Origin of the sequence: Mameliella sp. MMSF_3455 (assembly GCF_030733205.1) — a bacterium.
Lineage (GTDB): Bacteria > Pseudomonadota > Alphaproteobacteria > Rhodobacterales > Rhodobacteraceae > Antarctobacter.
Window position 1 is genome coordinate 55,088 of record NZ_JASHJL010000028.1, and the last position, 14,236, is coordinate 69,323.

At 65.8% G+C, this 14,236-nt stretch carries 9 protein-coding genes and 2 tRNA genes; 2 read left to right on the plus strand and 9 right to left on the minus strand.

The window, feature by feature from the left end:
* Window positions 1–95 precede the first annotated feature (95 nt).
* The 6 genes from RBB42_RS18825 to RBB42_RS18850 all read right to left on the minus strand — a co-directional run bounded on the left by RBB42_RS18825 (window position 96) and on the right by RBB42_RS18850 (window position 7,672).
* A complete protein-coding gene (locus RBB42_RS18825) occupies window positions 96–1,145 on the minus strand; it encodes a COG3904 family protein (protein WP_305971209.1) in 1,050 nt (349 codons plus the stop codon).
* A 280-nt stretch (window positions 1,146–1,425) separates the two neighbouring features.
* A tRNA-Gly gene (locus RBB42_RS18830) sits at window positions 1,426–1,500 on the minus strand.
* A gap of 68 nt (window positions 1,501–1,568) precedes the next feature.
* Window positions 1,569–1,643, minus strand: a tRNA-Gly gene (locus RBB42_RS18835).
* Window positions 1,644–2,191: 548 nt separating this feature from the next.
* Window positions 2,192–2,776 (minus strand): DUF2314 domain-containing protein, encoded by a 585-nt coding sequence (locus RBB42_RS18840; protein WP_305971210.1) that lies wholly within the window; start codon window positions 2,774–2,776, stop codon window positions 2,192–2,194.
* Window positions 2,777–2,975: 199 nt separating this feature from the next.
* Window positions 2,976–6,419, minus strand: coding sequence for a pyruvate carboxylase (pyc, locus tag RBB42_RS18845; protein ID WP_305971211.1), 3,444 nt, complete (start codon window positions 6,417–6,419; stop codon window positions 2,976–2,978).
* 95 nt (window positions 6,420–6,514) lie between these two features.
* Window positions 6,515–7,672 carry an alpha-hydroxy acid oxidase gene (locus tag RBB42_RS18850; RefSeq protein WP_305971212.1) on the minus strand — a complete coding sequence of 386 codons (1,158 nt, stop codon included), beginning with the start codon at window positions 7,670–7,672 and terminating at the stop codon, window positions 6,515–6,517.
* A gap of 123 nt (window positions 7,673–7,795) precedes the next feature.
* On the opposite strand from RBB42_RS18850, the gene RBB42_RS18855 reads away from it, so the two are divergent.
* Together RBB42_RS18855 and RBB42_RS18860 are read left to right on the plus strand one after the other, a co-directional pair.
* On the plus strand, window positions 7,796–8,284 hold the full coding sequence (locus tag RBB42_RS18855; protein ID WP_305971213.1) for a hypothetical protein: 489 nt from the start codon (window positions 7,796–7,798) through the stop codon (window positions 8,282–8,284).
* A gap of 104 nt (window positions 8,285–8,388) precedes the next feature.
* The gene (locus tag RBB42_RS18860) at window positions 8,389–10,794 is read left to right on the plus strand and encodes an ATP-dependent helicase (RefSeq protein WP_305971214.1); all 2,406 of its coding nucleotides are present in this window, start codon (window positions 8,389–8,391) and stop codon (window positions 10,792–10,794) included.
* A gap of 12 nt (window positions 10,795–10,806) precedes the next feature.
* Here the strand turns inward: RBB42_RS18860 and RBB42_RS18865 are convergent, their stop codons facing one another.
* The 3 genes from RBB42_RS18865 to RBB42_RS18875 all read right to left on the minus strand — a co-directional run.
* Window positions 10,807–11,898 (minus strand): N-acetylglucosamine-6-phosphate deacetylase, encoded by a 1,092-nt coding sequence (locus RBB42_RS18865; protein WP_305971215.1) that lies wholly within the window; start codon window positions 11,896–11,898, stop codon window positions 10,807–10,809.
* A gap of 21 nt (window positions 11,899–11,919) precedes the next feature.
* The gene (locus RBB42_RS18870) at window positions 11,920–12,396 is read right to left on the minus strand and encodes an Lrp/AsnC family transcriptional regulator (RefSeq protein WP_305971216.1); all 477 of its coding nucleotides are present in this window, start codon (window positions 12,394–12,396) and stop codon (window positions 11,920–11,922) included.
* 92 nt (window positions 12,397–12,488) lie between these two features.
* On the minus strand, window positions 12,489–14,236 hold a 1,748-nt coding region (locus RBB42_RS18875; RefSeq protein ID WP_306043521.1), incomplete at its 5' end, for a hypothetical protein.

The following is a 14,236-nucleotide window of genomic DNA, read 5'->3' on the forward strand; positions in this document are numbered from 1 at the left end:
GGTACCCAGTTTGGCCGGGTCAAAGTCGCCCCTGCGTCAAGTTGCGTCGCGCCCCTCGTGAACCGCTGATAGTCCTGGCCGCGAAGGCGCGTGCGTCAGGCGCCGCAGGCACGGGTGAGAACGTCCAGCGTTGTCTTGTCCGGGACGGTCCCTTGCGCCGACAGAACAGAAAAGAAATTCGTCATCCGGTTGGTCTGAAACCGAAGGTCCTTGCCGACGTGGCGGTGCAGATCGGCAGGCAGGCGGACTGTGAGAAAATAGTCGTCACCACGTGGACCCAGTTCGATAACGTGGTCAAAGGACATCGGGATGGCCGTCTGACCAAGAGTGACCTTCATGTCCGGTGCCCCCCTTTGCCGGTCGGGTACGCCGTTGTTTGGGCCGATCCCGGTATCGAGGATCGAAAGCAGCCAGCCCGAGTGTTCGCGCGAACAACGCAGGCTGTATGCCCGGTTGAGATCGCCGTCAGCGCCAATAGTCTCCCAGCGGGCCACAAGTCCCCCCTCCCCGGTATCGAGCCGGACAGCGGTGCGCCTGCTATCCGTGCTAATGCCAAGGCGCACAATCTCTTCTTGAGTGAGAAAATGCATCTTGTCGCCCGGAATCCTGCTGGACAGAGTCAACAATTCCGCGCTGATTCCCATCTCGATCAGGTACAGGACAAGCTGGCCCATGATCTGCTGTGTGGCGGCTGTTGGTATGTTGCGGCCATCGGGGCTGTGGAATTGGTGTACGCCCAATTCGCCGCCCTCTGCCACGCGGATGCTTCCGCCAAGCAGGGCAAAGACACAGGCGGATTCGCATGTTCCGCCTTCGACACCCTGGTCATATTGCGGCATGTCTGGCATGGGGCCGCTGCGGCCGACGGTTGTGCGGATGCCCTCTTCGCGGAACAGTCGTCCCAGCGCGATGGCGGCGCCCAGATTGCCGCCGGGCGAATCGAGTCTAAGACTGTAGCCAACGCCGTTTTCCCGAAGGTAGGCCCGGAACGCATCAGGCGTCTCGTCAGTGATTTCTCCTTCTGCCGAAGTCCATCCGCAGCCGATGCAGTTTCCGCCTGACCAGCGGCTTTCAAAGCGCATGGGCTCTGCACTGGCAGAGAGCGCGCCGGTAGCCAGAACGACGGCCAGAAAAATAGCTTTCATCACGAATTCCTTTGGAACGATATCGTGACGCTAGACAGCGTCTCGCGTCATGTAAACCTCCGCGGGCATGATGGGGGGCGTGGGAGAGGCGTTTCCCTTTGGCAGGCGAGGAGGGCGCGCTTCGGGAGTGCCTTGAGCCACATTTGTCCTACCCCGGCGATGACTGGAGCGGCGATCGACAGCGATGATAGAAGTGCGGGCAAATTCTTGGGAACGACGGCGGCACATGCACCTTAGGCCAGTCGGCTCAGAAATTCCAGAACCCGAGAAGAGTGACAGATGGAGCGGGCGAGGCGATTCGAACGCCCGACCCTAACCTTGGCAAGGTTATGCTCTACCCCTGAGCTACGCCCGCAAAACCATCCTGTCATTCCGGAGCCTCGCTTTGTGGCGGTGGGTGCCGCCCGAGGAAATCCGGCCATTTGGAGCGGGCGAGGCGATTCGAACGCCCGACCCTAACCTTGGCAAGGTTATGCTCTACCCCTGAGCTACGCCCGCGTGCCAAATGGTGAGCGCGGAATTAGCCTCTACGGCGCGGGGGTGCAAGAGGAAAATGCACATGCCTGACGCTTTTGATCCGGGCACCGGCCGCGCGGCTATTCTGCAGCCTTCGACTGGCTTGCTGTCGCCGCTCCACCGGAACAGGGACGGGGCATCCATATGCGCCTACAGGTAGGCGACAGTGAGCGGTTCGGCATGCATTGCCAGGCTGGCAACGCTCTATACGTCGGTCATCTGCCATACCGTCGCCATCGGCGCGGGCAGGGCGCAAAGGCACATCCGGATCCTGTCCAGGTCGGTCCCACCCGCCATATTGGATCGGGTCCCGCTCTGCGCGCCTCCCAATGACAGGGAAGGTCATGCAACTGACGCAACTTGTCGAGTCCGCGCGTGTCGCTCTTGGCCGGAATGAATCGCGCACGCCACCAATTTCGGAACATGGTGACAAAGACAGGGGCGACCACCTATCGCGCCAACGCACCAGCGTGACTGACGATCAGGTTCTGGCGGCTGCCGGAGAGATCGCGGCAAGGGCCGGGCACGGGTCACTGCCAGAGTTGCGGAACGGGCGTGTCCACCAGCATGGAGCGCAACTCACTGGCCAATGGCTCTGCGATGCTGTCCAGCCGCGCGCGGGTGGTGAAATAGCCATAATACCGGCCATCCCGGGCCTGCACGGCCCAATCCGCGATCTGCGGGTTCAGGAACTCGATCGGCGCACGCAGGCGCTTGCCGGGCATGAAACGCGGATGGCTGGCCAGCGACCCGGTAAAGCCTTTGCCCTTGCGCCGGATATTGTCGACCCAGACGAACTCGATCTGCTTGTCCGGATCGTCGACGCGCACCGCGACGTAAAGTGCGAGCGAGGGCGAGAAATACCCGTGTTTCTTTTCCGTGGCCGAAAGCGCGGCAGGCAGCGAGGCACGGGCCAACCCGAAGGCCTGGTTCATCGCGGGGTCGCTGCTGCGGACTTTCAGGACATCCAGCACTCCCGGAGGCAGGGCCTCGTCGGGGATTTCTATGACCGGGCCAGGGGTGTCGAAGGGGATCTCGCCCTCAGTCGCGCCGTGGGCCGCGAGCGCAAAGCCCATCAGGGCGCAGAGCATGGCGGTCGTTCGGCGAAAGAGCATGCGGGAATCCTTCCCGATTCTGGAATGGCTGCAGGGGGATCATAGCTGGCCGACCCGCATGCGGCAACGGTTTGGCATGTCTTGCGAATTCCGCTTGTCCACAGGGGGGGCTCAATTCGCCAGTTTGTGGATATCCTGAGGACAGATAGAAAAACAGCCCCGTGCGGGGCTGTTTTCAGATCTTCAATGAGGGTCGGCTTCACTCCAGCTCGACAAGCAGGTCCTTGGCGTCGATCTGGCCGCCCGGCGTCACGTGGACCGCCTTGACGGTGCCGTCACGTTCGGCGTGCAGGCCGGTTTCCATCTTCATCGCCTCGATGGTCAGCAACAGGTCGCCTTCCTTGACCTGCTGTCCCACAGTGGCGACGACCGTCGCAACAACGCCCGGCATCGGGGCGCCGATGTGGCAGGGGTTGCCCAGCTCTGCCTTGGGACGCGCCGCGCTGGACCCTTGAGCCTTGCGGTCGGGCACGCGGACGGTGCGCGGCTGCCCGTTCAACTCGAAGAAGACCCGAACTTCGCCGTCGTCATGGGTTTCGCCCACCGCCTGCAGGCGGATTTCCAGCGTCTTGCCCGGGTCGATCTCGGCGGTGATCTCCTCGCCGGGCTCCATCCCGTAGAAGAAGGTCCGCGTGGGCAGGGTGCGCACCGGGCCGTAGGTCTCATGCCGCGCGGCGTAGTCGGTAAAGACCTTGGGGTACATCAGGTAGCCGTTCAGGTCCTCGTCGTCGAAGGCAACCCCTTCGAGCTTGCCTTCCAGTTCCTTTCGGGCGTCGTCGATGTTGATCGGCGCAGCCTTCAGGCCGGGACGCTCTGTAAAGGGCTTGTCGTCCTTGAGGATCTTCTTCTGGATCTTCTTCGGCCAGCCGCCCGGGGGTTGGCCCAGGTTGCCCTTCATCATGTCGATGACCGAGTCGGGGAAGCTGAGGTCCTTCTTGGGATCCTCGACATCCGCCCGGGTCAGGCCCTGGCTGACCATCATCAGGGCCATGTCGCCCACCACCTTGGACGACGGCGTGACCTTGACGATATCGCCGAACATCTTGTTCACGTCCGCATAGGTCTGCGCCACCTCGTGCCAGCGCTCTTCCAGGCCAAGGCTGCGGGCCTGTGCCTTGAGGTTGGTGAACTGACCGCCCGGCATCTCGTGCAGGTAGACCTCGGAGGCGGGCGACTGCATACCCGATTCAAAGGCCGCGTATTGTCCGCGCACCGCCTCCCAGTAGTTCGAGATCTCGCGGATCGCGGCCATGTCCAGCCCGGTGTCCCGTTCGGTGAACCGCAGGCCCTCGACAATGGAGCCAAGCGTCGGCTGCGAGGTATTGCCCGAGAGCGCATCCATCGCCGCGTCAACCGCGTCCACGCCCGCGCGGGCCGCCTCCATGATGGTGGCGATGGCCGCGCCCGAGGTGTCGTGCGTGTGGAAGTGGATCGGCAGGCCGACCTCTTCCTTCAGCGCCTTGATCAGCGCCGCCGCCGCATTGGGTTTCAACAGTCCCGCCATGTCCTTGAGGCCAAGGATATGGGCGCCCGCGTCGCGCAGGTCGTTGCCCATCGCGACATAGTATTTCAGGTCGTACTTGGCCCGGTCGGGATCAAGGATGTCGCCCGTGTAACAGATCGTGCCTTCGCAGATCTTGCCGGTTTCCAGCACCGCGTCCATCGCGACGCGCATGTTTTCGACCCAGTTGAGGCTGTCGAAGACACGGAAGACATCGACGCCCGTTTCAGCCGCCTGTTTGACGAAGAACTGCACCACGTTGTCGGGATAGTTGGTGTAGCCCACCCCGTTGGCGCCGCGCAGCAGCATCTGCGTCATCAGGTTGGGCATCCGCTCGCGCAGGTCGCGCAGGCGTTGCCACGGACATTCCTGCAGGAAGCGGTAGGCCACGTCGAAGGTCGCGCCGCCCCAGCATTCGACGCTGAAGAGTTGCGGCAGCTTGTGCGCATAGGCCGGCGCCACCTGGATCATGTCGAGGCTGCGCATCCGCGTCGCCAGCAAGGACTGGTGCCCGTCCCGCATGGTGGTGTCGGTGATCAGCACCTGTTTCTGCGCGGCCAGCCAGTCGGCCACGGCCTGCGGGCCCTTTTCATCCAGCAGGTTCTTCGTCCCTGCGGGCGGGGTTTCCAAGGGCACCTGCGGCGCACGGGCCGGTTTCAGGTCGGGGTGCGGCTTGGCGCGGCCCTGCACCTCGGGGTGTCCGTTCACGGTGATGTCCGCGATATAGGTCAGCACCTTCGTGCCCCGGTCGCGCCGTTTCTTGAAGTCGAACAGCTCCGGCGTCGTGTCGATGAACTTGGTCGTGTACTGGTTGTTCAGGAAGGTCGGATGCTTCAGCAGGTTGATCACGAACTCGATGTTCGTGGTCACGCCCCGGATGCGGAACTCGCGCAGGGCGCGGTCCATCCTGCGGATTGCCTGTTCCGGTGTCGGCGCCTTGGCCGTGACCTTGACCAGCAGCGAATCGTAGAACCGGGTGATGACCCCGCCCGCGTAGGCCGTCCCGCCGTCCAGGCGGATGCCCATACCGGTGGCCGAGCGGAACGCGGTGATGCGGCCGTAGTCGGGGATGAAGCTGTTGGACGGATCCTCGGTGGTGATCCGGGTCTGCAGCGCGTGGCCCGTCAGGCGGATATCGTACTGGCTGGCCTTGCCGGTGGCTTCGGCCAGCGACTTGCCCTCGGCGATCAGGATCTGGGCCTGCACGATGTCGATGCCGGTCACTTCCTCGGTGACGGTATGTTCGACCTGCACGCGGGGGTTGACCTCGATGAAGTAGAACTTGCCCGTTTCCATATCCATCAGGAATTCGACGGTGCCCGCGCATTCATAGTTCACATGGGCGCAGATCTTGCGGCCCAGCTCGCACAGTTCCTCGCGCTGCGCCTCCGACAGGTAGGGCGCAGGGGCGCGCTCCACGACTTTCTGATTGCGGCGCTGCACGGAACAGTCGCGCTCGTAGAGGTGATAGATGTGGCCCTGCTTGTCGCCGAGGATCTGCACCTCGACGTGGCGGGCGCGGGTGATCATCTTTTCCAGATAACCTTCGCCGTTGCCAAAGGCGGCCTCGGCTTCGCGCCGGCCTTCCAGCACCTTGTCCTTGAGCTCATCGGCGGATTCGATCGGGCGCATGCCCCGGCCACCACCACCCCAGGACGCCTTGAGCATCAGGGGATAGCCGATCTCTTCGGCTTCCTTGGTGATCGCCTCGAAATCATCGCCCAGCACTTCGGTCGCGGGGATGACCGGCACACCGGCCTCGATGGCGACCTTCCGGGCGCTGGCTTTGTCGCCAAGCGCGCGCATGGTTTCCGCCTTGGGCCCGATAAAGGTGATGCCTGCGGCGGTACAGGCATCGACGAAATCAGGGTTCTCGGAAAGCAGGCCATAGCCCGGGTGGATCGCATCGGCACCCGAGGCCTTGGCCACACGGATGATCTCTTCGATCGACAGATAGGCCTGAACGGGACCAAGCCCTTCGCCGATGCGGTAGGCCTCATCCGCCTTGAAGCGGTGCAGCCCCAGCTTGTCTTCCTCCGCGAAGACGGCCACCGTCTTCTTCCCCATTTCGTTCGCCGCACGCATGATGCGGATCGCGATCTCGCCCCGGTTGGCTACCAGGATCTTTTCAAAATCTGCCATGTGTCGAGGGTCCTTCTCCGGCACAGTTGCGCGATTTTGCGCAATATTATTACTTTGAGAGTATGCCGCGACGCAGCGCAAGAGGGGTTTGCAAATTATTCCTGCGCGACGGTCGCGTTTGCAAACCCATATTTCCCGCGCAGGTCGACAGGCCGCGGCACGCCGAGCTGACCCAGATTGGCCACCAGGTCCCGGCGCAGGATCTCTGTCAGATGGGCCGGCCCGGATGCGCCCAGGGCACAGACCGCATAGTGCCAGGCCCGGCCCAGCATGACAAAATCCGCCCCCAGGGCGATGGCCCGCAGGATGTCCAGCCCGCCCTCTATCCCGCTGTCAAAGATCACCGGCAGGCGCGTCGCGGCGCGCACCGCGGGCAGGCAGGACGCCGCGCCGGGCGCCCCGTCGAATTGCCGCCCGCCGTGGTTCGAGACCCAGACCGCATCCACGCCTTCATGCTCAAGCCGTTCCGCGTCCTCGGGTTTGAGCACGCCCTTGACCACGAGCGGCCCGTCCCAGGCGTCGCGCAGCCAGCGCAGGTAGTCCCAATCCGGCGCCGTGCGCAGGAGATAGCCGATATGCGCGGTGGGGTCGCGGCTGGCCATGTCCTGCGAATAGCGGTCGAGCGTTTTCATCCGGGGCATCCCGGCGCGCAGTCGCGCCAGCGACCAGGCCGGGCGCATCGCGCATTGCAGCGCGATCCGAGGCGTGATCCGGGGCGGCTGCACCAGCCCGCCCTTGACCTGCCGTTCCCGGCGCGAGGCCACCGGCACATCCACCGTCACCACGAGGACGTGAAAACCGCTGGCCTTCGCGCGCGCCAACATGTCGCGCCGCATCTCTGGGTCGCGCGGCGGGTAAAGCTGGAACCAGCCCTTGCCGCCGGTCTCCGGGCCCACCTCTTCGGGCGTCGCGTTGGCCACGGTCGACAGGGTATAGGGCAACTCTGCCCCTGTCGCCGCCCGCGCCAGCATCCGTTCCGCCCCGGGCCAGAGCAGGCCGGACTGACCCACGGGCGCGACACCGAAGGGCAGGGGGTGGGTTTCGCCGAACAGGGAGGCAGAGAAATCCGGGACAACCTCGCCGTCGAGGATCGAGGGTGTGAACAGGACCGAATCGAGCGCCGCGCGATTGCGGCGGGCGGTGGCCTCTGTTCCCGTCGCCGTGTCTAGGTAGGCCCAGGCGAATCGTGGCACGCGGCTCTCTGCGGCGCGGCGCAGATCGGCGACAGTCATGTAGCGGCTGTGCAGGTCCATAGCGGTATCTGCCGTCGGAAAGCCGCGGTCCGCAAGCGGGTCGACCTGCATTCGCCTCAAATCTTCAACTTATTTTAAGTGCCGTGGCGGAGTGTGTGGGCATCGACACGGAAAGGACAGCCCATGCACGCGATGATCGTCGACCACGATGCCACCCGGCTTGAACGCAGCCAGATCGCCTTTCTGGAGGCGGGGATTCACGTCACCGGCTCTGGCAGCCATGCGGTGGCCGAAACCTGCCTGAAACGCGCGGTGGTGGACGTGCTGGTGCTGGACGATGATTGCGGTCCGGAACGGATCGCGGCGCTGACCGCGCTGGCGCAGCGCCGCAATCCGCGGCTTGTCACCCTGATGCTGGCCGGTGACGTGGGCGCGGCGACGGATCTCTATTCCGACGCCGTGACCTCGCTGCATTGCGTGCTCGACGGTCGCGTGTCTCCGCGTATGGTGGCACGCATGGCGCAGGCCTCGCTTGCAGGCCGCGCTGCCTGCAAGATGACCCCGGTGCGCGCCGATTCCGCGCCGCAGCCCGCCCAAGACATGCCGCTGCCGGTCTTTTCGACCACCCGGCGCAAACCGGTCCTGCCGACCGAGGTGGCCATGCACGCCTGACCGCTGGCCGATCGCGGCGCCGGGGTGTGAAAATCCCCGGCGGGGTGTGGAACACAAGGCGAACACGGCTTTCCCTGCGCGCGCAATGACGCTAGATTGGCGTCATGAGCAGTTTCGATGAATTCGACGCATTCGAGGCGTCCTCGCTGTCGGCGCGCGCAATGGCCGCGCGCCCGGCCCCCTACCTGGACGAGCTGAACCCCGCGCAGCGCGAGGCGGTGGAAACGCTCGACGGGCCTGTCCTGATGCTGGCCGGGGCCGGGACGGGCAAGACCAAGGCACTGACCTCGCGGGTTGTTCACCTGCTGAACACCGGGCGGGCCCGCCCGAACGAGGTGCTCGCCGTGACCTTTACCAACAAGGCCGCGCGCGAGATGAAGACCCGGATTTCCAACATGCTGGGCCAGACGGTCGAGGGGATGCCCTGGTTGGGCACCTTCCACTCGATCTGCGTGAAACTGCTGCGCCGCCATGCGGAACTGATCGCCGACGATGCCGATTCGGTGGTCGAGGGCGCGGCGGAGCCCCCCGGCCCGCATCTGAAGTCCAACTTCACAATCCTCGACACCGATGACCAGCTGCGCCTGCTCAAGCAACTGGTCCAGGCCGAGGGCATCGACGACAAGCGTTGGCCCGCACGGCAGCTGGCCAACATCATCGACGGCTGGAAGAACCGTGCGCTGACGCCGGACAAGATCCCCGCCTCGGACGCGGGTGCCTACAACCACCGTGGGCCAGAGCTTTACGCCGCCTACCAGCGCCGCCTGCTGGAACTGAACGCCGTCGATTTCGGCGATCTGCTTTTGCATGTGGTCACCATTTTCCAGCGCCATCCGGACATCCTGGAGAAATACCAGCGTTGGTTCCGCTACATCCTTGTGGACGAATACCAGGACACGAACGTGGCGCAGTACCTTTGGCTGCGCCTGCTGGCGAGCGGACACAAGAACATCTGCTGCGTCGGTGACGACGACCAGTCGATCTATGGCTGGCGTGGCGCCGAGGTGGGCAACATCCTTCGGTTCGAGAAGGATTTTCCCGGCGCCCATGTCGTGCGGCTGGAACAGAATTACCGCTCGACCCCTCATATTCTTGCCGCCGCCGGCGGCGTGATCCGGGGCAACCAGGGCCGCCTGGGCAAGGAGCTCTGGACCGAGGCGCAGCAGGGCGAGAAGGTGCGCCTGATCGGCCATTGGGACGGCGAGGAAGAGGCGCGCTGGATCGGCGAGGAAATCGAATCCATGCAGGGCGGCACCCGCGGGATGCGCCCGTACAGCCTTGATGACATGGCGATCCTGGTCCGCGCCTCGCACCAGATGCGCGCCTTCGAGGACCGCTTCCTGACCATCGGTCTACCCTATCGCGTCATCGGCGGCCCCCGCTTTTACGAGCGTATGGAGATCCGCGATGCAATGGCCTATTTCCGGCTCGTCGTCTCGCCCACGGATGACCTTGCCTTTGAACGCATCGTCAACACGCCGAAACGCGGCCTTGGCGACAAGGCGCAGCAGACCATCCAGCGCATCGCCCGCGAAAACGGGGTCAGCCTGCTGGACGGTGCGGCACTGGCGGTGGAACAGGGGGCAATCAAGGGCAAGGGCGCCAAGGCATTGGGCGAACTTGTGGTCGGCCTCGCCCGCTGGGGCCGCATGACGGGCGACAAGGATGTCAGCCACATGGAACTGGCCGAGATCATCCTCGATGAGAGCGGCTACACCACCATGTGGCAGAACGACAAGACGCCCGAGGCGCCAGGCCGCCTGGAAAACCTCAAGGAACTGGTCAAGGCGCTGGAAGGGTTCGAGAACCTGCAAGGCTTCCTGGAACACGTCAGCCTTGTCATGGACAACGAGTCAGAGGCCGAGGGCGCCAAGGTCTCTATCATGACATTGCACGCGGCCAAGGGGTTGGAGTTTCCGGTCGTCTTTCTGCCGGGCTGGGAGGACGGCCTGTTCCCCTCGCAGCGCAGCATGGACGAAAGCGGCGTCAAGGGGCTCGAAGAAGAGCGTCGGCTGGCCTACGTCGGCATCACCCGTGCCGAGGAGGTCTGCACGATCAGTTTCGCGGGCAACCGGCGGGTCTTTGGCCAGTGGCAGTCGCAGTTGCCTTCGCGCTTTGTCGATGAGCTGCCCGAAGAGCACGTCGAGGTCCTGACGCCGCCTGGACTGTATGGCGGTGGCTATGGCGCCGCGGGCGGCACGGCGGGCATGTCCTCGGGGCTGGAAAGCCGCGCCGCAGAGGCCAATGTCTACAACTCCCCCGGCTGGAAGCGCCTGCAATCCCGCCAGGGAGAGCGCCCGATCAGCCAGCCGCGCGAGAGCCGGAGCCAGGTGATCGATCTGGATGCCGTTTCTGCCCACACGGTGGGAGAGCGCGTCTTTCACCAGAAATTCGGCTACGGCACGATCCAGGGGATCGAGGGCGACAAGCTGGAGATTGCCTTTGAGAAGGCTGGCACGAAAAAGGTCGTGGCGCGGTTCATCCATGCCGCCGACGACGTGCCGTTCTAGGCGTGCAATTGTTCAGGCGGGCAGCGGCTGCCCGCCGATATGGACCCCCTCAAGGTCCAGCGCCCCGTCCAGAACCACCAGGTCGGCAGCGGCGTCGACGCGAATGCGGCCAATGTCGGTGCGTCCAATCCAGTCGGCGGGCAAGGTGGAAAGCCGCGCCGAGGCCTCTGCCAGCGGCAAACCGAGGCTCACGAGGTTGCGCAGCGCCTGGTCCATCGTGAGGGAAGACCCCGCCAGCGTGCCATCCGCCAACCGCATGGCGCCTTCGGCCTTGTGGACGTGTTGTGCGCCCAACCGGAACATCCCGTCCGCCATCCCGGCGCCAGCCGTGGCATCCGTCACGCCAAAAAGCCCGGGGATCGCCCGGCGCGCGGCAAGGATGGCACCCGGTTCCACATGCAGGAGGTCCGGAATGATCTCGGCGAAATCGGCATGGGCCAGCGCGGCGCCGGCCAGGCCGTTGCCGCGATGCGCGGCCGGGCTCATCGCGTTGAACAGATGGGTCACGCCGCAGCCTGTTTGCAGGCAGGCGGCAGCGCGGGCGTAGTCGCAGAGCGAATGCCCCAGCTGCACCTTGACCCCCGCCGCCTGCGCGGCGGCGATCACCCGGTCACCAGGATCCATTTCCGGGGCCAGGGTCATGACGTGCACCGGGGCCAGCGTCAGCCAGCGGTGCAGGGCGTCCTCATCCGCTGTCACGGCAAAGGCCGGCTGGGCGCCCAGCTTGTCAGGGTTCAGGAAAGGGCCCTCAAGATGCGCTCCCAGCACGCGGGCTGCGTCGGGCCAGCGGGCTGTCATCGCGGCATCGACGGCCCCAAGGAACCCCTCGATCTCGGCAAAGGGCGCCGTGACGGAGGTGGCCAGCATCGCGGTCGTGCCATGCCGCGCGTGCAGGCGGGCGGCGGTACGGATCGCCTCGACCCCGGCCATCATGTCCGCCCCGCCGCCGCCATGCACATGCAGATCGACAAAGCCGGGCAGGACAAAGGGCGGCTCTGGTGCCTCGGTCGGTTGGCCGTCGATCCGGTCCACGCGGTGCGCATAGCCCAGTTCGCCTGCGATCCAGCCGCTCTCTGTCAGGATACTGCCCTGCAGTGTCGCCATGCTTGGTTCTCCTCGTCGGCCTCAGCCGATCGGCAGCGGCGCGTCGGGTTTCGGCTGGTCCATGACGATCTGCGAATGCACCCGCGCCACCACCGGATGCGCCAGCAGCACCTCGTGGATCAGCGCGTTGAGCGCCGGCAGGTCGGGGCAATAGACCCGGAGCAGGTAGTCGGCTTCGCCGGTCATGGTCCAGGCCGAGACGATTTCGGGGCGCAGGCGCAGGAGGCGCGAAAAGGCCGAGCCTTCCTCGGCACCGTGGCGGGCCAGTTGCACCTGGACAAAGGCCTGTACGTCGAGACCCAGCTTCTCGGGATCCAGCCGTGCGCTGTACCCCTGTATCACCCGCGCCTCTTCCAGGCGTTGCCGGCGTCGGCCTGCCTGGCTGGCAGACAGGTGAAGCCGCTCTCCGAGTTGCTGTGCCGTGGCCTGACCATCCCGCTGGACGGCGTCAAGCAGGGCGATGTCCGTTTCATCCAGGGATGTGCGTCGTTCCCGCATGTGCTGCCTTCATTGCGCTCGAATACTGCGCGAGGTGGTGGTCATGCGGGGATGATGCGCGCCATCTGGCGCGCCGTAAAGGGCAAGCCGGATCAGGTCTGCGGCATGGTCAGCGTCAGGTTGCGGCTGCCCTTGGTATAGCGCAGGGCCTCTTCGCCGATGGCGGTCACGCGGCCGCCGTCCAGCCGGTCGCCAACCTTGACCTTCTGATACTTGCCATTGGCCAGCCGAACCAGGGCGCGGCGATTGTCCGCGGTGCCGTAGACGCCGATCAGGTTGATCTTTTTCAGGTTGATCGCATTGGTCGAGGTGGCGGCGCGGGCGACGCTGGCGCTGGAGGGCACGCGTGGCGCAACGGTGCGCGGCGCCACGGCGGCGGCGGTCCGCACCGGTTCCGCGGGCACTAGGCTGCGGTCCGCGTTGTCGACGATGGCGGCCATGTTGCGCGGCCGGCCGACGGGCACCAAGGAGCGGCGCACCGCCTGATCCGTTGCCTCGGGGGCGTCGATCTCGGCCTGTTCCTGTGCGGTGGGCGGGCGCATTACCGGGCGGATCGCCGCCAGTTCCGACCGCGAAATGCCGCCCAGTTGGCTGCGCTCGCGCAGTTCGATCAGGTCGTCGGGCCGGGTCCGCGGGCGGATGCGTGGCATGGCGTTCAGCCGGGTGCGGATGTCGCCGGGTGCGTCAGGCTCGGCGTCCGGGGCAAGGGCCACTTCGCCGCGCAGCGGCGGGATGACCGGCGGCCGACCGGTAAAGATGCGCAGACCGTCCGGCGTCAACGCGCCCTCTGGCGTGGCGCGCACAAGATCCCGCTCGTCGAAATCGAAGGTCAGCCCGGCGGGAGGCGGCAGGCCCGGATCCTGGAAGTCGGGCTCTCGCGCCAGGTCCTTGGCCTGGGGCAGGGCGACGGCGTCGAAGATCTGGATGTTCGGGTCGATCGAGGCGGCATAGACCTCGTCGACACCATCCTCTGGCGGGCGGTGCGGCTTGGCAGGGGCACGCTGCCAGATGCCCGAGGCGGCATAGCTGGCCGCGGCTTCTTCGGGTGTCAGCTGGCGCGGGTCGGTGGGGACGGCCAGCGGCGCGACTTGGGACTCGGGCGCCGTTGCGGGCGGGTCGAATGCCGCGACCTGGACCTCGCCCTCGGGCCGGGCCACGGGACGTGCAGAGATCGCCGGCGCCGCGCTGGCCGGCGGTGTCGCGGATTCGAGGATCACACCATCGTCGCCCGGGGGCGGAACAGCATCGGTGTCGCCATCTGGCAGCGATGCAACCGCGCTAGCCGGTTCATCGGCCGAGCGGAACAGCCGCGCCAACCCGTCGTCCAGGAACACGGTCGCCCAGGCCGCCACCCCAGCGAGGAACAGCAGCAGGATCGCCGTGAGGATCAACCCCAGGTACCGTGGTTTGCCGCCGGTCATGTCCCGGTCGCGCGCACCGAAGACGGTCATGCGGTCGCGTTCGCTGGGCTGGTTGAATGTCATCCCGGCGGGAATCGCGGCAGCACCGCCGCCCGCCCCGGTCAGTGCGGGTCCGCTGCTCCGGCCTTGCTGGCCCTGGGGGGCCTGGGGGCCGCGCAGGGCGGCCAGCTTGGCCAGGGGATTCGGACGCGACACGCTGCCGTGCTTGGGGGGCTTGCCCGGTGCCGGAACGGCCTTGCGCGCGGCGGCGGGGGCGGCAAGGAATTCATCGTCCTTGGCCTCGCGGGCAGGCGCGGCTGCAAGCCCGGCAGCGCGGGCGGCGGCGACCTTCGGGATCGGCTTGACGCCGGGTTTCGGCGGAGCCTTGGTCTTGCCCTTGAGTTTTGGCGGCAGGGCCGGGCGCTTGGCCTGTTGTGCGG

What these genes read in the sequence shown, in the direction of transcription:
- RBB42_RS18870 (WP_305971216.1), bottom strand. Translation starts at nt 12,396, where the DNA reads ATGCGGGAACGACGCACATCCCTGGATGAAACGGACATCGCCCTGCTT.
- RBB42_RS18840 (WP_305971210.1), bottom strand. Translation starts at nt 2,776, where the DNA reads ATGCTCTTTCGCCGAACGACCGCCATGCTCTGCGCCCTGATGGGCTTT.
- RBB42_RS18825 (WP_305971209.1), bottom strand. Translation starts at nt 1,145, where the DNA reads ATGAAAGCTATTTTTCTGGCCGTCGTTCTGGCTACCGGCGCGCTCTCT.
- RBB42_RS18850 (WP_305971212.1), bottom strand. Translation starts at nt 7,672, where the DNA reads ATGGACCTGCACAGCCGCTACATGACTGTCGCCGATCTGCGCCGCGCC.
- RBB42_RS18865 (WP_305971215.1), bottom strand. Translation starts at nt 11,898, where the DNA reads ATGGCGACACTGCAGGGCAGTATCCTGACAGAGAGCGGCTGGATCGCA.
- RBB42_RS18855 (WP_305971213.1), top strand. Translation starts at nt 7,796, where the DNA reads ATGCACGCGATGATCGTCGACCACGATGCCACCCGGCTTGAACGCAGC.
- pyc (WP_305971211.1), bottom strand. Translation starts at nt 6,419, where the DNA reads ATGGCAGATTTTGAAAAGATCCTGGTAGCCAACCGGGGCGAGATCGCG.
- RBB42_RS18860 (WP_305971214.1), top strand. Translation starts at nt 8,389, where the DNA reads ATGAGCAGTTTCGATGAATTCGACGCATTCGAGGCGTCCTCGCTGTCG.